Source organism: Lysobacter antibioticus (assembly GCF_001442535.1).
GTDB classification, from domain to species: domain Bacteria; phylum Pseudomonadota; class Gammaproteobacteria; order Xanthomonadales; family Xanthomonadaceae; genus Lysobacter; species Lysobacter antibioticus.
This window is the reverse complement of sequence record NZ_CP013141.1, coordinates 422172-446028: the sequence shown is the minus strand read 5'-3', so window position 1 is coordinate 446028 and position 23857 is coordinate 422172. Positions and strand designations below refer to the sequence as shown.

Below are 23857 nucleotides of genomic sequence, written 5' to 3'. Positions count from 1 at the left end.
CACATCTGGCCATTCGGTCGGCCTCACGCCAGAAAATCGAGCCGTCCGGCATGATGTCTAAAATACGTTAGACCGTGGAAGAACCATCTCCTCCAGCTCATGGAACTCGAATGGGGAACCTGTCTATGCGACGCATCGTGAAGATTTCGGGCTTTGCACTGATCGCAACCATTGCGATATCGCTTGTTGTAATGCTCCGCCCATTCGTCGATCGAGACGCACCTGCAACGAACCCCGTCCCGCTGGCGGAGTCCCCGCTATTGCCGGAACAGGCGGACAGCCTTCGAAAGTACATCGAAACGCAGGCGGATCCAATCGATGCATTCGTTGTATTGCGCGGCGAAAAGATCGTGATGCACTACGGGAAGATCGACGCCCCCATGAACTTGGCCTCCGCACGAAAGAGTGTCGTCAGCTTGTTGTTCGGCATCGCATCCGACCGCGGGTTGATCGACTTAAACGAAACGCTTGGAGAGCTTGGCATCGATGAAAGTCGAACGCCATTGACGAGCACCGAGAAGCAAGCAACGGTCGAGCATCTTCTGCAATCCCGGTCGGGAATCTATCTTCAGTCCGGTGCGGAGACGGTTGAGATTAAAGAAGGCCGTCCTCGTCGCGGCCAGTTTCCCCCAGGGGAGCACTATTTCTATAACAACTGGGACTTTAATGTTCTAGGTGAAATCTTCGAGAAGAAGACCGGCCTTTCGATTGGAGAAGCCCTGGACGCTTGGCTATCGGCCCCTCTGGGCATGCAAGACTTCAACCGTGAGCACGTTCTTTATGATCGAAAGGGATCTGAGTCTGACTACAGAACCTATCGCATCCATATGAGCGCGCGCGACCTTGCTCGGCTTGGGGCTCTGGTGGCTCAAGACGGCATGTGGAATCAGAAAAGAATCATTTCAGCAGCGTGGATCGACAAGAGCACCACGGCATCTTCGGCCGTCGAAAGTCCGTTCTATGACGGGTTTGGCCACTCTTGGTGGTTGAACTCAAAACTCGGAACCGTGAATGCGGACGGCTGGGGTGGTCAGTATTTGTTGATTGATCGCGAGCGCGACCTGACGCTGGTGAATCGTCGCGACACAGGAAATTCAATTCTTGGATTCCTAATATTCAGCGGACTTAAGGAGCAGGGGCATCCCGCAGACATACATAATCTGTACAAGCTCATGCGACAGATACCAAACTGAATCCTCTAGGCCACCACGGCCTAACAATCATTCAAGCCGACGCCGCGTCTCGGTTTAGCTTAATTCAAGCACCGGGCTATTGCTAAAGCCCAGGGGGGACTACGCAAGGAGAAGAAGTCGTGATGCGGATCGTCGGGTCATTGTTGCTAGTGCTGCTGATGTGCGGTGCTAAAGCCACGATTGGCAAGGAGTTCAACGAGGCGAATTTGTCGCAGTTGCAGATCGGCCAGACAACGCTGGCTGAAGCAGCCAAGTTGCTGGGTCGCCCAGCCGACGACTCCCAAGTGGGCCAGAGCGGCGCCGTGGGTCACACCTGGACATACATCCAGAGCAAGTCGAGCATCTGGACGGGCAACGTCAGCAGTTCGACCAAGAGCGTGATGCTGGTGTTCAACACTAACGGCACCTTCCAGCGCATCTTTACGCTGCAAGGAATCGCTCTCCAGCCGGAGGACATGCGACGCCTAGTCGCAGACTCGGCCGCTGCCCACGCGGCCTCGCCATAACCCCCCCAATCTGAAACCCGCCCCACAGTTCTTCTATATGAATCGCCTAGGCCCGTGCGCCAACGTCAATGTTGAGATGGGCGTGGCCATAACAAGCAAGAGAACTCTGGCGACAATTTTATCAGTGGACATAATCGTTCCCCCGTCATTTCGAAACGGTTAGGGTCGGCCAGATGACGAAATCATAATTGGCCGATACAGCTTGTTTTCACGCCACAAGCGGCATTAATTGACGGTGCATGGGAACGAGACTACGACTGTCGCGCCATTGGCTAGCGCACCGAGCGGAACGCCTGCATCGAGTGCCGCCATCGTCAGCCCGCCCGGGCAAGCGCTGCCCGTGCAAACAGGGGCGCTGGCGCACGTCAATCCCACCCGGCTCGCCGCCGGATCACGAAGCATCGCCCCGGTCACCGTGTCGGGGCCGTTATTGGTGACCGCGATGGTGTACGTCGTGGTCGCACCGCGGGTCAGGGTGTCTCCGGCCTGATCGTTCGGACCCGAGACGGGCGTGTTGGTCTTAGTGATGGTCAGGTTAGCAACCTTGCCCGTATTGGTGATCGAACATACGATTGCCGCACCGACATCTGCCGCGCCAATAGTCAGCGTATTGCCGCTCAAACTGCCGCCGGTACAGGCCCAGGCCGAGGCGGTGTAGATTCCGACGTTGCCCACTCCGGCGGTCTCCGACAGGGTGACCGTGTCCCCGATACCAACCCGCTGTGCGCCGCCGTTGTCGGTCTCGTTGGCCGTGTTGGCGGTCGAATCCAAGTTGAAGGCGTAGGCGACGTTGTGGTTCGGTCCGGTGCCGCTCGCGGTCAGGCGATAGAAGTCGTTGACGATCGCGCTCACCCAACTCTTTCGCAACTGCACGGTCGGCGACTTGACGTTGGTGAAAGTACACACGATGTTGGCGCCGAAGGCCGTCGCGGCCGCATTCAGCGTGATCCGGTTCTTGTTCTGCGCTGTGCCGCGCACTGCTATGCCGCCGGCGCCCAGGCCGGTGCAGGTAATATCGGTCAGAGTGAAGGTAGGCACTACGTTTATCGGAACCTGCGCCTCGGTGATCGTCGTGACCGCCCCCGCCGTGGTCAACACCTGCGTGGCGCCGTCGACGGGCGTGCCGGCCACCGTCGTGGTCAGCGTTTGCGCGGCGATGCCGTTATCACCGGTGAAGTCGAAGCTGTCGACGCCGCCCTGGCTTATCTTGCGGACCGTCAGTACCGGCAACTTGCCGTTGGTGAATGCGCAGGTGATGTCCGATGTAGCCGATAGCGCACTGCTTGGGACGGTTGCGCGGCGGTTTGCGAGATCATAGGTTGCCCCGGCCACCGGTGCACCACCCGATTGGGTGCAGGCGATTGCGGATAGAGCCCAGCCCGTCGGCAGTGCGGTCTCGGTTACGGCGACGCTTGTCGCGATGTCGTCGATCGACACCGGCGTTCCGGTCACGGCCGTGTCTGCTGTGACTGTGGTCAGGGCGGCCGGCTGGCTCAAGGTGTTGGTCGTTGAGAAGGCGAACGGACCGCCAACGCCACCCTGAGTCAGCTTAGCGACACGAACTTTCGGATCGGTGATGGTAAGTGCGTAGTCTTCCGCTTCACCCGTGCCTGCAATGCCGGTTGCGCTCGCGATTTCGAGCGCGCTAGTAGCGGTGCGTACACGCAGGTACGAACTCCCGGCTGTGACGTCGGTAGGCACCGTCCAGGACAAGGTTGCGCTGCCGCCGCTGCAGCTCGCGGTCGCCGAGCGTTCGTCGCCGTCGAACGTGCCATTGAGGTCGAAGTCGATCCAGCCCGCAACCGATGCGGTGCCGACGCAAACTACTGGCACGGTATAGCTGTTGCCGCTCAAACCGCGGTACAGCGGCGCCAAGGTGGCTGTATTTACGCTGTCTTCATCGTCCACGGCGCCGTTGCCATCATCCAAGGTGGCCCCGGCCCCGGCCCAAGCCGGGTTTTCCACATCGACACGCGTGCCCAGCAGCGCAGTGGTGGGTTGCGTCAAGGTGGCAGGGCTGAATCCGGCAGAGAAGATATCGGTGTTGCCCGAAGGCAAGGTGCCTCCACTCCAGGCGTACTGTGGCAGATGGCCGGCACTGCCATAACTGCTGGGCGCGTCGCCGTAGTCGGCCACACTCAGCATGACCCCGACGGCCACCGCCTGCAGCCCAGAGGTCGCTACGCCGCCCTGCAAGGTAATAGTGGCCGAGGCAGCGTTGTCCAGAAAGTAAATGCCCATCGGGTTGGGCTGACCACTGCACCCTGTGATGGTCGTGAACTGATAGGTACCGGCGGTCAGATTGACGTTGTATCCGCCTGTACAGCCCGGCTCGCGATAGCGCTCGATTACACGTAAGGTCGCCCCGGCTACCGGCACCGTACGGATGAATTCGCCGGTATCGGTTGTTTCGGCATCGGCAAAAACCAGGCCATCCAACACATAGGGCACACCCCCCAGCGTCGCCGCGCACGCAAACGTAAACGTGGCCTGAGAACCCCCTGTTCGATTTATCAGGCCAATATCCATGCTATTGGCGCCACCGGTACCGCCGATGTTGTAAAGATCGTCCAGGCCATCCCACCCGTAACCGCCCGGCCGATAGATGCGCAGATCCGGGTCAGGGCCATTACCCGAGATCGCGGACAAGGTGCAGGTCACCGCTAGCGGCACCCCGGACACAGAGACGGTATTGGTCACGGTCGTGCCGAGCTGGGGGATATTGTTCGGCGCGGTGCCCCATTCGAACCAGAGGATCTGGCTGCGATATTGGCCGATGCCGCCGGTCGCATACTGAGCCTGTACCGGTGTGGCGGAAAACAATAGAGATAACGAAAGCGCCAGGCCGGCAAGTGGTCTGGGCGTAAAAAGTTTCCGCTTCGCAGTTGGATGCGGCGAGCTCACGCTGCTCGACGCCGCTGTCGTCATGCGCTGAGCCGTTCTCGTCTCCGACGCCAAGCCTGCCTGAAATCTATGGAGCAGATTACTTCTGGCTCTGACGCAGCCAAGTGCCCCGACGCGCGCCTCCAATTGCGGATGTAAAGATAAAGAGGCGTCCACGCCTGGCTTAAAGCTCCCAGATTCCCCCATGTCCCGCCCCTTGCTGGTTGCTTTTCAATTTGTGACAGATATCACAGAAATGATGGCGCATGAACCAACTAAAGCTGAACAGGTCATCAGAATCCGAAGTGAGGCTGAGTGAGCCCGACGAACGGCAGGCAAACCGAGACATCCGGGCTAGATATGGCGCGCAGATGAAGGGGGCTGCCCTACTTGGCAGGCATGATTGACGGGCGCCATCGGCCACAATCACGCACTATCGCCTCGATATGTTCACGGCGCTGCTCAGCCCATCGATCTCTATGGCACAAGCGAGCCCGTGATGAACGCTGTCTCCCTCACCGGGGAGTCGCCGAATACGCAATGAGGCAGGCGCCCGCCAGTAAATGTTTCTTGGCAGTTTCGAGCTGGCGGCTTCCTGCTCGAAAGTCTACGTAGCCGCAGCACTTTTGTCGCTAATTTGGGCGCTCGCTTTATTGCGCCAACAAGCCTCCCGCTCCTTCATGTATGCGGGCCCGACGATCTTTGGCTACTCGCCAGATCGTACGGCCCCAGATTCCGAAGCAGACATTCTTGCGATCGTTGATGGCCTGGCTTACGCGTGCGAAGTGAAGTCTTCATGGCACAGCCTGGGTCGCCAAGATATTGCGAGCTTCGAGGCGCTGGCCAAGAAACTACGGCCAGATATCGCCATGCCCTCCAGTGAAGAGTGGGACAGCTCTTACTTGCCTAGCTATTTGCAGACGCCCGACCACCCGTAAGCCGGACTTCCTCGCGGATCGCGAATCCGCCGACACCGAGCCGTAACCTCCGGCTACGTGTCCACTTCAAATCGCCGCTACGGTCGATTAGGTTACGAAGGGCAAGCAACCCCGTCATTTCAAAGGGACTTCAGAATGACCAGCCTGCCCCCTACCCGTGATCTGCTACACAGATTGAAAGAGATTGAGAAGCAGGAAGCGCTGCTTCGCTTAAGCCGGTTCAACCGCGTCTTTCAAGACATCGCCGCGTTTGTCGTGTGCCTTGGCGCTGTGACCCTGTACGCATGCCTGGGATTGGTTATTACAGGCTGGGTTGAGAAAGAAGCCTTGCGGACGTTCGTTCTTTCTGTCTTCGTCATCATGCTGCTGGCATTCGTTTCCTGGAGCATCACCAGCGCCGCCGAGGGCATCTGGAAGGGCTGGAAAATTACGCGTCGCTTTAGCGCGGTCCAGGCGGACCAAATCGATCGCGACGAAGCCGCCGCTCTTCAGTTCCGGGCATACATTTCGTCCGCCACTGCGGAGGATGTCGAAGAGCGCAAGGCCCGCATAGAGCAGCATCTCAAGGAGGCGAAGGCGAGGGGTGCATTTGCAGGCACCATCACCGCCCTGTTGACAGGTCTAGGATCTTTGAAGAGTTTCCTCTCCACCCCTTCGGCGGACAATCCGTTTGACTTCGCCCTGATGGGCGCGGCACTGGGGCTCGGCGTATCGGTAGGCTTGGCCTTCTGGCTTTATGCCGAGGAGGGCTTCGGTCGGCTAGCGTTCGAACTGGAACGAACTGCTGTGGCGAAGCGGCTGCGCTCGCCGGCCGTGGCCGCACCGGCGCCCACCTTGCAAACAATTCGAGCCAGCGTAGCGCAGTCACCGAAACGGGCCGCAAAGAAGCGCCCAGGCCGATAGACTCAACGGCTCCACCGGCGGCATGTACTTCGGTGGACCAGGGAGTTCCCTGGCGTGAATGGACGGGTTTGAACGCGGGAGCCGCGGACGCAAAATTCGCATCAGCCCCCGTACGCCAAACACGACCTGTCAATGGCCTTCGCTAGTTGCTTCTATACGCAGGCGCGCGCGACCATTGCTCGGGATCTGGTATCCACTCTCCCTCTCCCAATACCGCTTCGACTAAGTGGTGCACGGGATAACCGAGATGTTCGGCCGCAATTTGGCCACCGTCGTCGCGGTTGGCGTTCAGTACAAAGGGGATGAAGGCGTCGTGATCGCGCGCGGCCAGACCAACCATCTTTTTGGCAAGATCATAGGAAAGCAGATTGCCGTCATCGGTCCGGTGAAATGCGGCGCCGGACCAGAACTCCTGGATGTGCTCGGGAGTCCAGAACGCGGCATGCTTCTGGGCGATTTCCTGCGGCGAATAGAGTGCGGCGCGCGGGTCTGCCAGGCGCGGAAACAGGCTGTGCTCCGTGTTGACCGCCATGCCTTCATTAAGCCAAGTAGGGATGCGCAGATGCCCCAATAGGGCGTGAGTGAGTTCGTGTGCAATGGTCGGCTGCATGGTGTCGGTATCGCCCTCGCACAGGGCGAAGTGACCGTACCCTGCGTTTACGAACATACCGGCGGACAGCGCATACTCGCCCCCTTCGGGATAGTAGTGGGCGATGTAGTCGTAGTACTGATCGTCCTCGGCAAACATCAGGCAGACATGTTTGCCGCCGCCAATCGGATGGGCGAGCGAACCGAGGTTGCGCACGACCCAGCGTCGCACGGTCTCGCAATACTTCAGGAAGGGCTGAGCGTCAGCGGGTTCGAGCGCCGTCAACAGCAAGAAGCGCTCAGATGAAAGCACCCGGTAGTCGGGCCCGAGCCCCTTGGCTAGTGCTTCCAGCCAATAGTAGGCGGCGGCGGTCCAGAACGCGTCGCGCTCGGCGTCGGATCAGTCGGGCCGCTCGGCTTCGGCAATGCGCTCCCAATCTGCTAGGGGCTGGCGGGTATCCGCGAGCCAGTGCATGACGATCTCGGGCGTATCCGGCGGCGGGGGCGCGGGATAGTCGGTCGGGTGCGCTACCGAGACTGGTTTGAACAATTGGCGGATGCGATTGAGCATGGTGGCAGTCACTGGGGTGGGCTACATCGAACGCGCGGTACTTCGCTGCCAGCTCGATCACCGGCACTTGCGCGAGTTTGAGCTGGCGCGCGGCAAGTAACCGGCCGTGGCCGGCGATGATGCCGCTGTCTCCATCGACCAAGCTCGGATTGGTCCAGTCGAATTCCACGATGCTAGCGGCAATCTGTGCGACTTGCGCGCCGGAGTGGATTCTGGCGTTCCGCGCGAACGGATAAGCGCCCCGATCAGACGCTGTTCGACTTGCAAGGTCATCGGCCTATGGACATCCCTCCAGGGCAGACGTTCAAGCGCTAGGCGTTGGCGCAGAGGCGGGGACGGCCTGAATTGGCCGATGAACGGCATTTCGACCGTTTGCCGAGAGTGATAAGTAGCTATCGTCAGTTTCAGACGCTTGCCGAGCCGACGGGCTTGATAGGGGCGAGAGAAGAAGGGGGCGAGGGGTATGGGGAGGTGTTCAATAACTCACACATGGCACAAGGGCTGTCGTGTCCATATCCTGGGAACTCATTTGTGCCATTTCATACACTGCCCGCCCGGGCAGAGGGGACACCTATGGCTTGCCTTCCCGCTGCCACAGTAGCGGCCGACCTGAGCACGACCGACGCAACTGTGAGCACTCGAAAGCTAAGTGCGCGGCTATTCTTGATTCTATCGATGCTACTCGCATCAACAGCAGGTGCTGCCGAACTCAATCTGACTCCAACAGGTTTGGGTACAACATTCCCGTCGGGTGTGGGTTTGACTGTCAGTTTCGCCGGCACCAATCCGACCGCGCAGGTGGCTAATGGCACGCCCATCGCGACGGCTAATACATACTGGGACCCGCAGATCCCACTGAGTCAGATTACCTATCGATTCCAGACGCCGGGTACGGCAGGCCCCTTCAGTGCCGGTCAGGAAGCCCAGAATGGGACGATCACGTTTACCTTCACCCGGCCGGTTACAAATCCGCGATTCCACATCTCAGAATGGGCGGCATCCAACGGCACGGGCTTCTACGCCACCGCATGGACCTTGGATACCGCAGTGGCTCCCGGCGGAACTCTCAGCATCCTAGGAAGCGGCGCGGGAACTAGAATGATCCTGGGCACGGCCCCGGTTGGTGCGGGCGGCGCCGGCATGCCTCGTGTCCGTGGCGGCTTCATGAATGGACTCGCAGGCGGCTGCGAGGGATCAACAACGAACGGCTGCGGCACCATTCAGGTCAACGGAACGTTCAGCACCATTCGATTCTTTGTTGCCCAACGAATGAATGCTGCCGCTACCCCACAACCTATAACGCCTGACGTCTATTCCGTCACGGTCACGCTGGACGATGACTTTAGCGATGCGCCTGCCAGCTATGGCGGCGCCGGGCACGCGATAGGCGGGCTGACCCTCGGTGCATTCGTTGCCCCTGCTGCGGGAGCGCATCCCGCCGAAGCGGATATCGTGAACACGCTTCATGCGACGGCCGCGGTCTTCGATACGGCAAATCCACTGGCCAACAATACAGCTGCGGGGGACAGCGACAACGCACTCGCCGCGGTACCTATCGTCGGGATCAACACGTATGCGTTGAACGTGCCCGTCGATGGCGTTCAGGCCGCCTCGACTGCTCAGCTATGCGGGTGGATCGACTTCAATCGCAACGGCACCTTTGAAACTACCGAACGGGCCTGCAACTCGACCTCCAGTTCCGGTTCGGTCCTGTTGAGTTGGCCGATTCCGACCGGCGCCGCATACGTCGCAGGCGAAAGCTATATGCGGCTGCGCACCGGCTATACCCTTTCGGAAGTACAGAACCCGACAGGCGGCGCCGATAGCGGCGAGGTCGAGGACTATACGATCACCCTACTGCCTCGGGTTCGTCTTACTAAGGCATTGGTACCCGCCAGCGCTGCCGGACTCTTTAATCTCAGCGTGGAGCCGCCTTCGGCAACGGCAGTTCAGACCAGTAGCGGCACAGTGACTGATGTCGGGCACGGCGGCACCACTGGCTTCGTCCCGGTGCAATTCGGCACAACAGTCACTGTTAGCGAATCCGCTGGCACCGGCACCAGCCTGTCGAGCTATGTATCCAACATCGCATGCCTCGATCGCTCGGGGGCCGCGGTGGCGCTAGGCGGCATTGGCACCAGCCGAACTTTCACTAGCATGACGAGCGCGCCGACCGGACCGCCAACGACGCCAAATACGGCGAACGCGAATCTGAGCGAGATATCGTGTACAGCGACGAACAGCCTGCTGCCGACCTTGCAGGTCGTTAAAGTCACCCAGAACGGTACCGGAACGTTTTCATTTTCCGGAAGCAACGGCATCGCCGGTCATGACATCACGACAGCAACCGCGAACGTCGGTGTGCCGGGGCCGGTACAGATACTGACCTCCCCGGCAACGGCAACGACGGTCACGGAATCGGCGTTGCCAGCGAACTACCAACTCGACGGCATTGCTTGCGCGGGTATGGGTGCAGGTGGATCAGCGAGCGTTGACCTATCGACTCGCACGGTGACATTGAACACTGCCGCTACATCTTTTGGCAGCTCAATTGTTTGTACGTTCACCAATATCGCGCAAGTTGCGGATCTTACGATCACCAAAACCAATACACCGCTTGCGGGAGACAACGATCAAGTAAACGACACTCTTGTTCGTGGGGCGAGTACTCAGTATACGATCAAGGTTGGGAATAATGGCCCCGTTTCGGTTTCTGGCGCGGTCGTCCAGGACTCGCCAAGCAGCGGCCTCAACTGCCCCCCTGCTTCCACGGTCACATGCAGTAGCACGGTCGCTGGTGGGTGCCCGACATCGCCAACCCCTATTCTGATGTCGGATCTTACGGCCGGATTTCCGTTAGGTACTATCCCGGTTGGAGCATTCGTTACGTTGACCTTTACCTGCTCGGTCCAATAGCAATCTGGCGAGCCCTGCGCCTGCATAAGCTGCGTGTGCAGATCGAAAGCTTTGAATGACCGCCAGCACCCATAAATGAGCGACAAGCCGACGAGCGGTCTACAAGCATCGCTCACTCAACGAGAATATGACTCAACGCCTTGGGAGATCGATCTATGAGGAATAACCTCGTCGTTGTCACAAGAAGCCCTGATCAAGAGCCCTCGGCCGGCAACCTCGGCGAGGCAGCCCGACGCGCTCTCGACTTCGTCGCCGGCATTATCGACTTCAGAGTCCTGCAAGAGACCCCGAGCGAGGCCACGCACCGCGTTGAAACCGAAAGGGCAGAATGGCCGCTCGGATTGGACTTGGCGCCCAATGACCGTGGTGCGACATCGGTCTACACCCGACGATGCGACTGGCGCCCCTAGCTAATCGCTATAAGTATTCCTAGAAGACGAGAGAATCTGCTTGCCACTCTCCAGGCAGCTAGTTGACTAACCTACAGCTTCGGAGCTGAGATGAATCGTCACAGGTTAGTTCTTATCAGAGCCTATCAAGCAAGAAGACCAAAGAACTCCATTGCCGAGCTAGCGCGCTTCGCACTATGTCGTTTAAAGGAAGTGCGATCAATCAGGTTTGAACAGCAGTCCGAGCCCGAGGTGACAGTGACCTTCGAGACTCCCCGCCCCGAATGGCCTAATGGATTGGACGAGATACTCGCTTCGTTTCGGCTTTCAATTCTGGACGGGGAACTTGAAATCCATTGCGACGACCACGTCACATCGCCTCACCATGAATTGGCGGGTAATTCCGCAACGCACCGCGATCAGCATGCCGACTAGGCTGGGGAAAAACCGAGGAATTTTGGACAGGCATTAGCCACCAAGGAAGATATGAACTTTGGACGGAGGCCGGGGGGAGTCCTTCTATCTTCGGCCCCGCTCAGTGCCCTGGCGGCGCGGGCAGCGCCCCAGGCAGATGGTCCCGCGGCGCGCACCGAAAGCGGTCGTCGCTGCGCGGTCCGCGAATACAGCCGACCGCGTTCGGCCAATCGCGGCCATTGGATTCGGCCGGCGAGTATCGCGATAAGGTAGCCATGCACCTCATGAAACCGAACGTCCGCAGAAAGCGGGCCGGCGCTCATCAAAGCTCCTGCGAGCGTCGATGACGGGAGGCTCTAGATCGAACTGCGACCCCGGACGCAAATAGGCCGGGGATCATCCAGATTCGCGGAGTACAGATGCCGCATTTTGCTCGGATTGAATGGATGACTCGGCGGACTTACCTCGGCGTTCGCGCGCATCATTACGCTCGGCCTATCACAGTTTGCGCGCCGATTCCGCGCGACGCCGTCCCTGCTCCGTGACCCGCCATTCCTGCCCGCCACGGAGAATCAGCCCCTTCTTCTCCAAGCTCGCCAACACCAGTTCGGTAAGTACCTCTCGCTCCCACTTGAACAGCGGCTGCCGCTTCAACAGTACGAAGAATGCTGCGCGCTCGGCCGGCGTGAGATCGTTCATGGGCGTCAGACCAGCACTTGCCGGGTTTGCCGAAGGAAGGCATGGACTTCGCGTTCGGTCTGCTCGTCGACCATCTGCTCGGGGCGGCAGCCATTGGGACAGGCAAGACGCGGCGTCGTCCCGAATAGCCGACAGATGAGCGGCCGCTCATCGTACGCGTGGCAGCCACCGGGCCCCAGATGCGGGCAGCTCCATTCGACCAGGGCCGCCGCGTGCTCGGCTTCGGTCTTGATCGGAAGCCTCGCCATTTCTTCCGAGGACGCCGTCACCGGTCCGCAGCAGTCGCGGCATCCGTCTATGCAGCGGAATGTCGGAATGCGCCGCCGTAGGTCATCGAGCTTTCGATCGTTGCGTGTCATCCGCGTCTCCCAAGAGTTACTGCAACGAACGGCGTAACGTGCCCTTCCCGAACTAGGCCTTCTTTAGAAACTCGGTGCGCAGCACCAGGCCTTTGACCTTTTCGACATTGCACTCGATCAGCTCCTCGTCATCGGTCAGGCGGATGTTCTTGCACAACGTCCCGCGCTTAAGCGTGACCGAGGTGCCCTTGACCTTGAGATCCTTGATTACCAGAACCGAATCGCCATCGGCCAGCGGCGCGCCATTGCTGTCTTTCACAATCATCTTCGACTCCAAAGAAATGGGGCAGTGTGGGCACTGAACACCGCGCTCGCGTGCTAACGGGGCTGACGTTCACCTCAGGCTTGATGCGGACGCGCCCCGCAACGGATAGGCGTCTCGTGGGTTAGGAAGAAAGCATCCTGGTATGCACCACGGAACCGCAGTGCGCGAATGGCCTGTCCCCGCGTCAAGCCATTGGCCATGAAATGGGCGGCCAACTCCGCATCGCTAGAGCGATCGTCGTTTGCCAAATAGTCTTCCACAAATGCCAGGACAGGCCAGGGTAACGCGGCCAACTCGAGATCGGGTTCCAACAGCATAGTTACCTCGTACCGACCGCCGACTTCATACAGAGGGGGCGTTCTGTAGGTTCACGCGGGGAGCAATCCAATAACACTGCTTGATCGCTTCCAGGATCAGGGCCAGTACCAAATGGATTCCGGAGGAAATCAGCCCAAGCTTGCGCCGCTCGAGCCCCTCAACACCGCCCGCGGCCTGTCGTAGCGCTTCATGCAGGGCCGCGCACTGCTCACTGTCTTGCGGGTACACGCTGAAATCGCACGCACCCGGCAATACCCGGTCGATTTCCCGAAGCAAGGTTCCTTGCTGGATTGCTCGATAGACCTCCAGGAAAGACAGGTTGCCCCGAAGCTCGATCTCCACGGCGGAGGTGAGCTGGACACCGACAAAGGTCAAAGTGGTCAGCTGGGGCAGTGGCGCCGTCATGCGGGAATCTCCTGAATCGGTGTGTCATGCGCCAAATGGACGCGCACTTGGGCCGCCCGCTCGGAGCTCGACCATGATCAGACTGGATGTATAAAGGATATCAATAGATGTTTTGTACATCAAGATAGATGCTGTAAGAATGATGGGCACCCTGGCGAGGGTGCCGGATCGCACGCAATTGGCGATGATTTGCCGCCCTGGCCCCCTACCGACCACCACGATGACCGCCTGCCCCTGCGTCTCTGCCGCTCCCCATCCGATCGCCCTGCCTGCGAAGTCGTTGCATTGATTACGGCAAGCCAACTTCGTGCTGCCCGCGCCTTGGCGGGCATGGACCAAAAGACGCTGGCCGAGAAGGCGGGGGTTTCGCTACCCACGATTCAGCGCATGGAAGCGAGCCTGGGCAATGTTCGCGGTGTGGTCGACACCTTGACCAAGATCATCAACGCCCTGGATGCAGCAGGCGTCGAATTGATCGGTGAAAACACGCCTAGCTACGGCTCTGGCCGGGGGGTGAGACTCAAGACACCCTCGTCAGACCAGGGATAGCCCAGTTGGGCAACCATCCAAGCCCCTAACGGACCGCGCCGACCGCCCATCCATCGCCTCGCTCGGCCGAGCCGCAACGCATGTGCGAACCAAAGCTAGCGATAGCGCAACCAGCCTTGCGTGAGAGCATGGAAATATCCAGACGAGATCGAACGCCGTTACTACCCCGATCGGACGGTACGCCGTAATCGGCTTTTCCCCATCCGCGCGGGAACGATCGTTCGCGAGTTTGGCCTTGGCGGCATCGAACACCGAATCGACATCGCCTCCCGACTGGAAGTGACGAAGCACCGACGTGGCGACCACTTTCGCCAGTTCCAGCGGCAGCGGTTCCGTGCCAGCCGGCCAGAAATCCAATTGAAGGTCCCGCAATAGGATCGACCCGGGCAGCCGGCCGCGCGCAAGCTTCAACGCATCGCGGTACTCGACTTGGATCGAATTCGCTTGCGAGCTGCTGATGGCTCGCGCGAAGTCGCGCTGCGAAGCCGGACGGGTCTCGCGATCGAACGTCGCCAGGCCCCCCTCAAGACGACTGCCGTGAAACTTCGCCACCGCGACACGATGCGGTTCGACGCCCGTCACGGAGATTGCTACGCGCATCGGAGTCAGGACTAGGCCAGGTGAATGATCCGGGATGAGCTTCATAGCACCGGACAGAAGCTATGCAGCGACGATCGGGCTCATGATGTCAGAGCCGGGAAGGCCGCTCAGTGTGAAGAGCATAGGCATCCGACAGGTACCCTTGTGCGACTCTGCCACCTTCACTGTCGCTCACTACCGGGCCTTTGGGGCTCTGGGTTACGACACAACTGTTCGGGCAGATGTATTCGGCATTGCCTATGGCGATGGCTGTCTGGGGCACTTCTGCCTTCGCGACTGTGGCCCCTGCGATGTCGCGCACCACCGCCCCCCTAGGGCTCTCGGTTATGACGCAGCGGTTCGGGCAGACATACTCGATATTATCTATTTGTATGGTTTCTGCAGTTACTTCTGACACGTACGTCTTTGCCACTCTGGCCCCTGCAATGTCACGCACCATGGCGCCCTTCGGGCCCGCGGTCACGACACAGCCATTGGGGCAGATGTATTCAATGTTGCCCACGACCATGGTGTGTTCGGTAGCCCCATGAAAAGCAGCCGCCCCGGCCGCGATGATCGCAACGGCCACAGAAGCTTGCTTCAATAAAGTTACGATTCCCAAACGGCATCCCTCTCGCGACACATCACACAAATCACAACGGCTGGTGGCCATTAGATCAGGCGGAACTGAAGAAATCCAAACATGTGCCGGACTCTCGCCCGCAGGCCGGGATATCACTCCGCGCGACTTGTGCGCCACTGTTAACAGTCAGGTGCCCACGAGAAGCCTCGTCTCAAGCGCGTCAGTTTCCAGGGCTCCCCTTCGCCATTCGCACACCCTTCCGAAAGCCTCAGTCGTGGCAGCCTTGCTCAAGGGGCGCTTGGCTCTTTGGCAGACGGTAGCAACCTGGCAATCGGCCATCAACAGTTCCGAGCCGAGGCCGCTTCACGGCTCGACTCGGCCCTGGCGATCAGGCCACGCCCACTGAACCATGGCCGCCCTGATCTCAGCTTCCAGCGCCGTGGCGTGGCTGATGCCGGTTACTGGTTCGCTAAGAAACGCGAGCGCGAAGCCGGACTACGGAAGCAAGAGCTCGGCCGCCACGGCGCGACCTGCCTGAGCCCGGACCGCTGTCGCCTCAACCCATCGACCTGGTCGGCAGGCTGATCGCGGCAAGCCCGTACTGAGGACTCCGCTGATGCGGCCTAATCGTTAGAGGTGAAGCCGTGCCGGTTCAGATGCTCCTCGATGCTCTCGTAGCGCGGCTCTTTCCAGTCAAACTCGATCCTCACTGCTTGATCGCTCTGTAACAGCTTCACCGCAGATGTCACACCGGGCAAGGTAAGCACCGCGTTCACTGCGTCATCCTGGAATGCATCAACGGTGCTGCGATCGACTGAGACTCGCCGGATGATCAGCTTCGGCATTTAGGTTCCTGCGCAAGGGACGTCGATGCGCGTAGCCTAACAAACGAATGAGACAGCGAAGTTGTCGAATTCACATGGGAAACGTGCCACATCGCGTGGAACGCATCGCGAGCGACTACGCGCGGTTTCCGCGCTGTTAGGCGGGACATGCGGTACGAGGCGAATCGCGTCAGATCCATGCGATGCCGAATCGCCATGCATCGTTGCAATCTTCGAGGCGACGTCATCGCGACACAGGCTCCGCCAGGCGTGCCAACAGATGCGGCGGAGGCACTACTGCAGCCCGCCGAAGATCCGGCGGAAGCCACCGCGAACAAGCAGGATCCGCCTTAGCGAATGCGCCGCCCAACGTGCGCCCGGATTTGGCTTGGTACGCGTCCTCACCCGAGCCACTCTCTCTCGCGGTCGGTAGGGGGGCGAGACATCCACCGCGCGCGCACTGGCGTGCACGCGCGGTGGATCGGTGCCGCAGATATCAGAAGGTGACGCTCCAGGTATCGATACGACCGGTGTCGAACCAGGCGTTGTCGTTGACCCGCAACTTCCAGGTACCGTTGAGCGGCTCGCTCGACAAATCGAACGTGAAGGTACCGCTGACATTATCGGCGCTGCCGCCGCTGCGATTATGGATGTTGTACAGCGAGCCGTCCGGTGCGACCAAGTCGACCTTCAAATCGCCCTTGTAGGTGTGGACGATGTTCACCGACACACTGGCATTGGCCGGTGCGTTGCCGCTGCGGCCGGATACGGCGATCGGGCTTTCCACCGTGGCATTGTCGCGGATGGCGACGTCGGTACCATTGGTATAGGTCTGGGCGCCGCCGCTGCCGACGGTGACCGTGCCGCTCTTGGTGTGGGTGGCGCCGTCGTCGTCGGTAACGGTCAGACTGACGTTATAGGTGCCGGCCGCGGCGTAGGTCTTGCTCGGGTTGGCCGCGGTCGATGTCGTGCCGTCGCCGAAAGCCCAGCTGCGCGAAGCGATCGTGCCGTCGCTGTCGGTCGAGGTGTCTGTAAAGCTCACCGTCAACCCGCTGACGCTGGAAGTGAAGTTGGCGACCGGCGGGTTGTTGCCCGGTCCGGCAGAGAACAGCGAGTACAACAAACGGTTCGGAGAACCGCGCAGGTCGCTGATCTTGCCGGGGGTGGCGTTGTCGACGATGGCCGCATGCACTTCGGCCGGGGTCGCGGCCGGATGCACGGCCAGGTACAGCGCCGCGACGCCGGCCACATGCGGCGAGGCCATCGAGGTGCCGCTGTTGGAGGCCGAGGCGGTGGCGCTGCCGATGCCGGCCGATACGATCGCGGTGCCCGGCGCGAACAGGTCGAGGCAGGTGCCCCAGCTGGAGGCTTGGCCGAACTGCCAGATCGAACGCGCGTCGTTGCGGTCGCTCGCGCCCACGGTCAGCGCGCGCGGCACCCGCGACGGCGACTCGGTACAGGCGTCGATATTGCCGTTGCCGGCCGCCACCACCGCGACCACGCCGGCGTTGATCAGATTGTTAACCGCGGTATCGGTGGCGGTCGAGGCCGGCCCACCCAGGCTCATGTTGGCCACCGCGGGTTTGACGTGATTGGCGGTGACCCAGTCGATGCCGGCGATGATCTGCGAGTTGGGCGCAGACGAACCGCAACCGAATACGCGCACCGGATGCACGGTGGCCTTCTTCGCCACGCCCCAGGTCGTGCCGGCGACGGTGCCGGCCACATGGCTGCCATGGCCGTGGCAGTCGGTGGTGCTGGAGTCGTCCGGCACCGACGAATAGCCATTGCCGATGCGCCCGGTGAACTCGGTGTGGTCGGCGCGCAGGCCGGTGTCGACGACGTAGGCGTGTACGCCGGCGGCGTCGGTGTCGTAGGTGTAGGTGGTGCTTAGCGGCAGATCGCGCTGATCGACGCGATCCAGGCCCCAGGTGGCGTTGCTCTGCGTTGCCTCCACCGACATATAGCCGTCTTCTTCCACGAAGGCTACCCGCGGGTCTTTGAGCAACTGCGCCAACGACGCGTCGTCTGCGTCGACGACGAAACCACGCAACGCGTGTTGGTAGCTGCGCTGAAGCTTGACGCGGTACTGATGGGCGATGCCCTGCGCGACGGCGGGCACGTTGGCTACGCCGTTGCGGCTGTCGGCCGACAGCGTTGCGGCCTGTTCCTTCAATACGACGATGTAGCGGCCCTCGATCGGCCTGTCGACGGTCAGCAGCTCCGCGGTCAGGCCCGGCAGCGCGACGGACATCAGTGAAGCACCGATGGCGAGCGACAAAATGCGACGATTCATGCACATCTCTCCGTGTGTGGACGGGACCAGGACAGGCACCGTGGACCACCTATTCGGCGCATTGGCGGTGAGAGGCGTCCCACTCCACGCAGCCCGGCGCCCTCTAGTGGTGAGCGCCCGGCGTAGCACCGGATACGGCAGGGCGCTGCGGCTCCGCCGCCAGCGCTTCTACGGCACCGACCGTTGTTGCGTTCCCGATTGAAACCCCAAAGGTGCCGCGGTACGCGGCGGGTAACCGTCCCGGCTTCCGCAATGCGCGACATCGGAAAACGCGGAGACCCGACGGCATTTACGGCCGATGCGCTCGCAGGGCCGTGGCGACCAAGCTAGGTATACGAGCAAGCGGCGTCTACGTGCTGAAAACGGTTTACTGGAGCACAAATCGTGAACGCGGCCCGCATTTCCAAATATCCAAAGAAAGCATCACGGGCGCATAACGAACCGTACGTCGCCGTGCGTGCATCGTCGCAGCTCAAGGTTCTCATGCGCGAGATCTCAAGCCGCATGATCTTCCCTGCCTACGACTAGCACCGGGAGAGTCGGCGGCCTCGCCGCAATCGAGTTCAGCTTTCACACGGCTCGGCGCATCGCCGACCGACAAATCCTTTTCACCGCGAATCGGAGCCATGGCTCATGCGGCATCTCGGCCATGATCCGGCCGTCGTCGCAGGGCTCGTGTCTGCGTTCATTCGACGCAGATCGATATCTGGAATTTGTTCGTAATGCTGTTCGTTCATCCGAACGCTTACTCATATGCAGCCGAGGTTTCGAGCGAGTTGGCATTCGCTTGTTGCGCTAGCGGTAGACGCTGATCACGGGCGCGTCATGCCATGCCCGAGATAGTGCGGGCTCCCCTTGAAGTAGCTTAGGAGTCAGACATGTCAGATCGTGCAACCACGCATAATCTCAACGATCTCATCGAGATTGCCCGCGATGGCAAGGACTTCTACACCGAGGCCTCCGGAGAGGTGAAGAACGCCGAGCTATCCGCCTTGTTCTCCCGCATCGCTTCGACGAAGTCCGATATCGTGACCGCGCTCAGCACGGAAGTCGCGGCGACGGGAGGAAAGCCTGCCGAACATGGGACTTTCGCGGGTTCGATGCAACAACTTTACGGTAAGGTCCGCGCGGCCTTTGGCGATACCGCCTACGGCTATGTTGCCGAACTGGAGGATTCGGAAGATCGTCTGCTCAAGGCCTTCAATGAGGTGGCAGGCGACTCCAAGCTCACGCCGGCCGCCCGATCCGCGGTGGAGCGCTTCTTGCCGATAGTGCGGGGTACGCATCGCGAAATGAGCCAGCTGAAGCACTCGATGAAGGGCGCGGCATAAGCATCCTGTTCGCCGCTGAGCCCTGCGTCTGGGTCGAAGTCGAGAACTTCTTACTGCGATCCGAGGCCTTGGTCTCACTACGCAGATCAACTCGTTGAAACTGACTTTCGATCTCAGTATGGGAGATTCCCATCGGTCAGCATTTCACCACGGCAGACCAGCTTCCCCCCTGTAGTTGTTCTGCCTCGCGCGTCCGGTTCCCCAACCGGGCGCGCTTTTGTTTTTGGAACTTGCCGGCGCCGCCCGGATCGCTCCCGGTTCACACGCGATGGATGGGGCCGCCAGTGACGCCCCCATCCATTGAACGACTACCAAGCGAGGTGACCGGTGATCCGGTCAGCGATCGGATCAAGGAGTGGCTGCGTTAGTCCGTGCCCCTTGCCCTTTCGCCCCTTCTACCGGCCGCCAAGCGGTTTCGGCGGCGGAGTTGAGGTGATCGATGATGCCGTTAGCGACCGCGTCGAGGAGCGGCTGCGGCAGATCGTGCCCCATGCCCTGGACGCCCTTCTCCGGGTCTCCGAGCCACTGAGCCCCGGGGATCTCCTTGCGAGTGGCCTTGCCGCCGGAAATGTGGATGAGCGCGTCCTCGTCGCCGTGGATGACCAGGGTCGGCAGGGCCAGGCCATTGAGTTCCTTCGTACGATCGCCTGCGAGCAGGATCGCGCCGACTTGACGTGCGCCGCCGCCGGGGTGGGCCGGAGCGCCGTTCGAATCGAGCGAACGCTTGTAAGCCGCTTCGGCAAGCGCCCGACGACGTGGCCCCTCGGCGACAGCATGAGTATCCGAGCCGATAAGAGCGTACAGCGCCGCGATATGATTGATCGCGCCTTCCTGGTCGGACGGCGGCTCCTTGATCAACTCCCCAATGACGCCGGGTTGCGCATACCCGACCCAAATATTGCCGGTTGTGCTCATGATCGAGCATAGGCTGCGCGCTCGCGCGGGATAGTTGATCGCCAGTCTCTGCGCGATCATGCCGCCCATCGAAGCCCCGACGATATGAGCGTTGTCGATCCCGAGGTGATCCAGCAACTGGATGGCGTCATCGGCCATGTCCACAAGGCGATAGCCGTCGGCAGGCGGCGCCCCGGTCCGCCAGCGGGTCAGGCCGCTGTCGCGGTTGTCGAAGCGGATGACGAAATGCTCCTCTTTCAGCTTGTCGACGAGGTGCTGCGGCCAATGGATCAGCTGCGAGTTCAAGCCCATGATCAACAGCACGGGCGGATGCGTCGGGTCGCCTTCAACCCGATAGCACAGTTTTACGTCTTCGATCTCGACGAATAAGTCTTCGGATTTCACCGTCATGAGTTTTCTCCGTTACTGGGTTCGCGGATGAGTGTTTATGGATCCTGGAGTTGAACCATCCAATCTGTCTCGATTACAACCAACCGAGCGACTCGCTTCGCTCTGCAGATCGATCAGCCACGCTCAAGTCGCCTTGAAACCGGCAGCAACGCGGTGGTTAGAAGCGCGAGTCGACTGCCCAAGCCCTTGTCGAGGCGGCTTACGGACAGGTGCTGTTGGATATACCGGCCATTCGAATCCGATTCCGAGACGTCGTAGTCGGAGTCCGGCTTCATCACCGAATCTAACGAACAAGCACCGAATCTAACGGGAAGAAATGGGCCCGCTGGATTTTATTTCGTTCACTATTAGTGTGACGTGTCGAGTTCGCAGAGTGAGTCCAAAGCTTGAATACTGCGATGGCTCCGGTGACTCGGCGCACATAAAGAACATGTAACGCCAATAGCGACGATCGGACCGCGCAATTGGAGCCGCGCTGGCTGGCTCCACGCCAACGTGCGCGGAAACCATGGGCTGCCCTTTTCCACCACCGGCACCGGATTCAGCGCCTTCAATCCGCACAACGACAGCGATGGCGCCTTGCCGAGCGCGCCGATCCGATCTCTGCCGACTTCCACTGACCGGGCGCTCCAGGGAAAGATCGGCCCGTACTCGCAAGGGCTCCGAGAACTATCGTTGCCTTATAGATGCCGTCGTGTTCGTTCCTGTGCGCCACCTCCCATGACGCGCGCTTTCTGCATCGAACGACGCTGGCCTACGACCCCACAGAGCGCCACTCAGAAACCGACTGACCGATGTGCGCACTGGTTCTCGTTACGCAAGAGAAGATCGGCTCCTAATTGGATTACCTGCGCCTGAAACTTTATGAGATCCGGAATCTGGAGATGGCCGCGCAAGACTCAACGACTGCACCGCTTGCCGCTCGCAGCTGTCTTGCATCTGGACTTGCGCTTTCCTCGACCGCCGACCCAATGAGAATCTAACCGCTCGAAGACATAAATCGTCCGGCCTCTCCATTGTTCGACGCTCAGGCGTATGGATGTGATGCTGATTGGAATTACGCGGAACTCGCGGCCTTAGAAGGGGCGTTCAATGCGAGACGTAACAATCCAGAGCGTTGCGAGCCCCCCGGGGACCGATGCGAGATATAGAGCCGTAGTGCAGTCGGCTCTCGACGCGATCATCGTCATCGACGAACTCGGGCAAATAACCGAGTTCAATCCAGCCGCCGAGCGCGTGTTCGGCTGGAGACGCGAGCAAGTCATCGGCCTCGAAGTCGCAGAAGTCATCATCCCGCCAGAGATGCGGGACAACCACCGGCGGGGCTTTCGGCGACATTTGATGACCGGCACCTCGACCATCCTCGACCGGAGGCTGGAGCTTGTCGCCATTCGGGCAGGCGGCGAGAGATTCCCGGTCGAGCTGACAGTGACGCGGATCGATGGCGGGACGATGGCGTACTTCACGGCCTTCATTCGCGACCTCACCGAGCAGAAGCGATTGCTTGCCGCGGAGGCCGACCATGCCAGGTATGACATCGTAACCGGCTTGCAGCGCTATTCCGTTCTAGAGCCTCAGATGATTCGGGCGTTCGAGAACGCGGGGGCGTTCGCTGCAGTGGTCTTCATCGACCTGGATCGCTTCCATGGAATCAACGGCTCTCTTGGCCATAAGAACGGCGACGAGGTTCTGAGGGCCGTAGGCGTTCGCTTGCAGTCGCTCGCGAGCGAACAGGTCGCCGTATGTCACTTTGCGAGCGATGAGTTTGTCGTCGTCCAGCAAGGCGGCGATGGGGCCGCGGCCGTACGCCTAGCCGAGAGCATTCGCAAACTGCTTACGTTGCCGTTCGAGGGCAAGGGTTATCGCGTGTTATTGACCGCGACGATCGGCATAAGCTACGCCCCCGCGCATGGCGACATTGCGCTGGATCTGATGCGCCGGGCCCAAGCCGCCGCGGAGCGCGGAAAGGTGCTGGGCCGCAACTGTGTTTGCCCGTTCCAAACCGAGGACATGCAAGACATCGAGGACCGCACCGTAATGGGCGGCCTGTTACGCGAAGCCGTCCAGGCCGGTGAATTGATGCTCCAGTACCAGCCTCAGTTTTCGGCTTCGGATATGCGCCTGAGCGGCTTCGAATCGCTGTTGCGTTGGAGCAGCCCATTGCTCGGCGACGTCGCACCGGACAGATTCATCCCTATAGCCGAAGGCTTGGGGCTGATTAGGGAAATCGGCGACTGGGTGATACGCGAAGCCTGCCGCCAGATCCGCCTATGGCTGGATGCCGGCTATACGGGGTTCACCATCGCAGTCAACGTATCGCCGCAACAACTGCGGCGCGCGGGCCTGCATCGTGCGGTTGCCGACGCGTTGCAGGAATTTCGAGTGCCCGGCCATATGCTCGAAATCGAACTGACGGAAAGCTCGGTATTGGAAAACCTGGTACGGGTGAAAGACGAGCTTCGCAGACTCAAGGCCTTGGGGACCCTGCTGACGCTGGACGATTTCGGCACGGGCCATTCGAGCCTCGCCTATTTGAAGCACTTCGCCTGGGACAAGCTGAAGATCGACCAGAGCTTCGTGCGGGGGCTGCCGCACAGCGTTCTGGACGCGTCGGTATCGCGGGCGATTCTGACGTTGGGACGGGATCTGGGGCTGCGGGTAGCGGCCGAAGGCGTGGAAACCACAAGTCAGGCCGACTTCTTGCGCGACCTCGGATGTGACGAGCTGCAGGGCTATCTGATGGGACAACCGGCGCCCGCCGACGCGGCTCAGGTTCATTTCAAGGCCATCCGAGCCTGAAGGAATGCCGTCGACCGAGCGTAGAAGGCGCGCTGGTAGCGAGCGAATATTTCCGACGAGCCCTCCAGGGGCCCGTGACCGTTCGCTGGTTTGCGCGCAGATACCGGCGGCGATCGCGTTCAAGTCACAGCCTGCATATGTCATCACGGGCGCCACTAGGGCTATGTGGCGGCACGTAGCATCGGTCATAGCAGCTCAGCCCGGTAGGGCGACGGGCCGACACCGCCCTCTGCGTCAAGACATG

The 23857-nt window shown here is 60.5% G+C and carries 20 protein-coding genes and 1 pseudogene; 8 read left to right on the top strand and 13 right to left on the bottom strand.

Translation table 11 applies throughout. From position 1 onward, the window contains the following. Nucleotides 1-125: 125 nt before the first annotated feature. Both GLA29479_RS01860 and GLA29479_RS01855 read left to right on the top strand, forming a co-directional pair. The gene (locus tag GLA29479_RS01860) at nucleotides 126-1193 is read left to right on the top strand and encodes a serine hydrolase domain-containing protein (protein ID WP_169795599.1); all 1068 of its coding nucleotides are present in this window, start codon (nucleotides 126-128) and stop codon (nucleotides 1191-1193) included. Nucleotides 1194-1312: 119 nt separating this feature from the next. Beyond that, nucleotides 1313-1699 (top strand): hypothetical protein, encoded by a 387-nt coding sequence (locus tag GLA29479_RS01855; protein WP_144436306.1) that lies wholly within the window; start codon nucleotides 1313-1315, stop codon nucleotides 1697-1699. A 225-nt stretch (nucleotides 1700-1924) separates the two neighbouring features. Here the strand turns inward: GLA29479_RS01855 and GLA29479_RS01850 are convergent, their stop codons facing one another. Next, entirely contained in the window at nucleotides 1925-4627 is a 2703-nt protein-coding gene (locus GLA29479_RS01850) for a CshA/CshB family fibrillar adhesin-related protein (RefSeq protein WP_169795598.1), read from the bottom strand. Nucleotides 4628-5145: 518 nt separating this feature from the next. Between GLA29479_RS01850 and GLA29479_RS01845 the strand changes: the two genes are divergently transcribed. Continuing rightward, entirely contained in the window at nucleotides 5146-5520 is a 375-nt protein-coding gene (locus GLA29479_RS01845; protein WP_057970606.1) for a hypothetical protein, read from the top strand. 135 nt (nucleotides 5521-5655) lie between these two features. After that, on the top strand, nucleotides 5656-6423 hold the full coding sequence (locus tag GLA29479_RS01840) for a hypothetical protein (RefSeq protein WP_057970605.1): 768 nt from the start codon (nucleotides 5656-5658) through the stop codon (nucleotides 6421-6423). Between the two features lie 142 nt (nucleotides 6424-6565). On the opposite strand, the gene GLA29479_RS01835 is transcribed toward GLA29479_RS01840, so the two are convergent. Both GLA29479_RS01835 and GLA29479_RS25675 read right to left on the bottom strand, forming a co-directional pair. Beyond that, nucleotides 6566-7303, bottom strand: coding sequence for a hypothetical protein (locus GLA29479_RS01835; RefSeq protein ID WP_057970604.1), 738 nt, complete (start codon nucleotides 7301-7303; stop codon nucleotides 6566-6568). Between the two features lie 108 nt (nucleotides 7304-7411). Further along, nucleotides 7412-7582, bottom strand: coding sequence for a hypothetical protein (locus tag GLA29479_RS25675; RefSeq protein WP_248842782.1), 171 nt, complete (start codon nucleotides 7580-7582; stop codon nucleotides 7412-7414). A 663-nt stretch (nucleotides 7583-8245) separates the two neighbouring features. On the opposite strand from GLA29479_RS25675, the gene GLA29479_RS23420 reads away from it, so the two are divergent. After that, nucleotides 8246-10498 carry a prealbumin-like fold domain-containing protein gene (locus GLA29479_RS23420; RefSeq protein ID WP_169795597.1) on the top strand — a complete coding sequence of 751 codons (2253 nt, stop codon included), beginning with the start codon at nucleotides 8246-8248 and terminating at the stop codon, nucleotides 10496-10498. Nucleotides 10499-11799: 1301 nt separating this feature from the next. Here the strand turns inward: GLA29479_RS23420 and GLA29479_RS01825 are convergent. The 5 genes and pseudogenes from GLA29479_RS01825 to GLA29479_RS01810 all read right to left on the bottom strand — a co-directional run bounded on the left by GLA29479_RS01825 (nucleotide 11800) and on the right by GLA29479_RS01810 (nucleotide 13347). Continuing rightward, the gene (locus GLA29479_RS01825) at nucleotides 11800-12000 is read right to left on the bottom strand and encodes a hypothetical protein (protein WP_057970602.1); all 201 of its coding nucleotides are present in this window, start codon (nucleotides 11998-12000) and stop codon (nucleotides 11800-11802) included. A gap of 5 nt (nucleotides 12001-12005) precedes the next feature. After that, the gene (locus tag GLA29479_RS01820) at nucleotides 12006-12359 is read right to left on the bottom strand and encodes a YkgJ family cysteine cluster protein (protein WP_057970601.1); all 354 of its coding nucleotides are present in this window, start codon (nucleotides 12357-12359) and stop codon (nucleotides 12006-12008) included. A 52-nt stretch (nucleotides 12360-12411) separates the two neighbouring features. After that, a pseudogene (locus GLA29479_RS01815) lies at nucleotides 12412-12621 on the bottom strand (alkylphosphonate utilization protein); the annotation flags it as partial. A 77-nt stretch (nucleotides 12622-12698) separates the two neighbouring features. Next, nucleotides 12699-12941 carry a hypothetical protein gene (locus GLA29479_RS23415; protein WP_082638207.1) on the bottom strand — a complete coding sequence of 81 codons (243 nt, stop codon included), beginning with the start codon at nucleotides 12939-12941 and terminating at the stop codon, nucleotides 12699-12701. Nucleotides 12942-12966: 25 nt separating this feature from the next. Next, a complete protein-coding gene (locus tag GLA29479_RS01810) occupies nucleotides 12967-13347 on the bottom strand; it encodes a hypothetical protein (RefSeq protein WP_057919679.1) in 381 nt (126 codons plus the stop codon). A gap of 285 nt (nucleotides 13348-13632) precedes the next feature. On the opposite strand from GLA29479_RS01810, the gene GLA29479_RS01805 reads away from it, so the two are divergent. After that, a complete protein-coding gene (locus GLA29479_RS01805; RefSeq protein WP_057919680.1) occupies nucleotides 13633-13896 on the top strand; it encodes a helix-turn-helix domain-containing protein in 264 nt (87 codons plus the stop codon). Here the strand turns inward: GLA29479_RS01805 and GLA29479_RS01800 are convergent. The 4 genes from GLA29479_RS01800 to GLA29479_RS01785 form a co-directional block, all read right to left on the bottom strand. Beyond that, the gene (locus GLA29479_RS01800) at nucleotides 13882-14478 is read right to left on the bottom strand and encodes a hypothetical protein (RefSeq protein WP_144436304.1); all 597 of its coding nucleotides are present in this window, start codon (nucleotides 14476-14478) and stop codon (nucleotides 13882-13884) included. The genes GLA29479_RS01805 and GLA29479_RS01800 overlap by 15 nt on opposite strands. Before the next feature lie 106 nt (nucleotides 14479-14584). Beyond that, the gene (locus tag GLA29479_RS24210) at nucleotides 14585-15064 is read right to left on the bottom strand and encodes a hypothetical protein (protein WP_144436303.1); all 480 of its coding nucleotides are present in this window, start codon (nucleotides 15062-15064) and stop codon (nucleotides 14585-14587) included. A 617-nt stretch (nucleotides 15065-15681) separates the two neighbouring features. Then, a complete protein-coding gene (locus GLA29479_RS01790) occupies nucleotides 15682-15903 on the bottom strand; it encodes a hypothetical protein (protein ID WP_057919686.1) in 222 nt (73 codons plus the stop codon). Nucleotides 15904-16378: 475 nt separating this feature from the next. Beyond that, a complete protein-coding gene (locus GLA29479_RS01785) occupies nucleotides 16379-18178 on the bottom strand; it encodes a S8 family serine peptidase (RefSeq protein ID WP_169795596.1) in 1800 nt (599 codons plus the stop codon). 878 nt (nucleotides 18179-19056) lie between these two features. Here GLA29479_RS01785 and GLA29479_RS01780 point away from each other — a divergent pair. Then, nucleotides 19057-19509, top strand: a complete 453-nt coding sequence (locus GLA29479_RS01780; RefSeq protein ID WP_057970597.1) for a PA2169 family four-helix-bundle protein — start codon at nucleotides 19057-19059, stop codon at nucleotides 19507-19509. A 348-nt stretch (nucleotides 19510-19857) separates the two neighbouring features. Here the strand turns inward: GLA29479_RS01780 and GLA29479_RS01775 are convergent, their stop codons facing one another. Next, complete coding sequence (locus GLA29479_RS01775) at nucleotides 19858-20814, bottom strand: alpha/beta fold hydrolase (protein WP_082638205.1); 957 nt, start codon at nucleotides 20812-20814, stop codon at nucleotides 19858-19860. Between the two features lie 1092 nt (nucleotides 20815-21906). On the opposite strand from GLA29479_RS01775, the gene GLA29479_RS01770 reads away from it, so the two are divergent. Next, nucleotides 21907-23613: a putative bifunctional diguanylate cyclase/phosphodiesterase gene (locus tag GLA29479_RS01770; protein WP_082638204.1), complete on the top strand. Its 1707-nt coding sequence runs from the start codon at nucleotides 21907-21909 to the stop codon at nucleotides 23611-23613. Nucleotides 23614-23857 lie beyond the last annotated feature (244 nt).

Bases quoted from the DNA above. Each gene is read 5' to 3' on its own strand.
- GLA29479_RS01860 (WP_169795599.1), top strand. From the start codon at position 126: ATGCGACGCATCGTGAAGATTTCGGGCTTTGCACTGATCGCAACCATT.
- GLA29479_RS01820 (WP_057970601.1), bottom strand. From the start codon at position 12,359: ATGACACGCAACGATCGAAAGCTCGATGACCTACGGCGGCGCATTCCG.
- GLA29479_RS01850 (WP_169795598.1), bottom strand. From the start codon at position 4,627: ATGACGACAGCGGCGTCGAGCAGCGTGAGCTCGCCGCATCCAACTGCG.
- GLA29479_RS01770 (WP_082638204.1), top strand. From the start codon at position 21,907: ATGCGAGACGTAACAATCCAGAGCGTTGCGAGCCCCCCGGGGACCGAT.
- GLA29479_RS01775 (WP_082638205.1), bottom strand. From the start codon at position 20,814: ATGACGGTGAAATCCGAAGACTTATTCGTCGAGATCGAAGACGTAAAA.
- GLA29479_RS01845 (WP_057970606.1), top strand. From the start codon at position 5,146: ATGTTTCTTGGCAGTTTCGAGCTGGCGGCTTCCTGCTCGAAAGTCTAC.
- GLA29479_RS23415 (WP_082638207.1), bottom strand. From the start codon at position 12,941: ATGCTGTTGGAACCCGATCTCGAGTTGGCCGCGTTACCCTGGCCTGTC.
- GLA29479_RS01810 (WP_057919679.1), bottom strand. From the start codon at position 13,347: ATGACGGCGCCACTGCCCCAGCTGACCACTTTGACCTTTGTCGGTGTC.
- GLA29479_RS01840 (WP_057970605.1), top strand. From the start codon at position 5,656: ATGACCAGCCTGCCCCCTACCCGTGATCTGCTACACAGATTGAAAGAG.
- GLA29479_RS01825 (WP_057970602.1), bottom strand. From the start codon at position 12,000: ATGAACGATCTCACGCCGGCCGAGCGCGCAGCATTCTTCGTACTGTTG.
- GLA29479_RS01780 (WP_057970597.1), top strand. From the start codon at position 19,057: ATGTCAGATCGTGCAACCACGCATAATCTCAACGATCTCATCGAGATT.
- GLA29479_RS01785 (WP_169795596.1), bottom strand. From the start codon at position 18,178: ATGAATCGTCGCATTTTGTCGCTCGCCATCGGTGCTTCACTGATGTCC.
- GLA29479_RS25675 (WP_248842782.1), bottom strand. From the start codon at position 7,582: ATGCTCAATCGCATCCGCCAATTGTTCAAACCAGTCTCGGTAGCGCAC.
- GLA29479_RS01790 (WP_057919686.1), bottom strand. From the start codon at position 15,903: ATGCCGAAGCTGATCATCCGGCGAGTCTCAGTCGATCGCAGCACCGTT.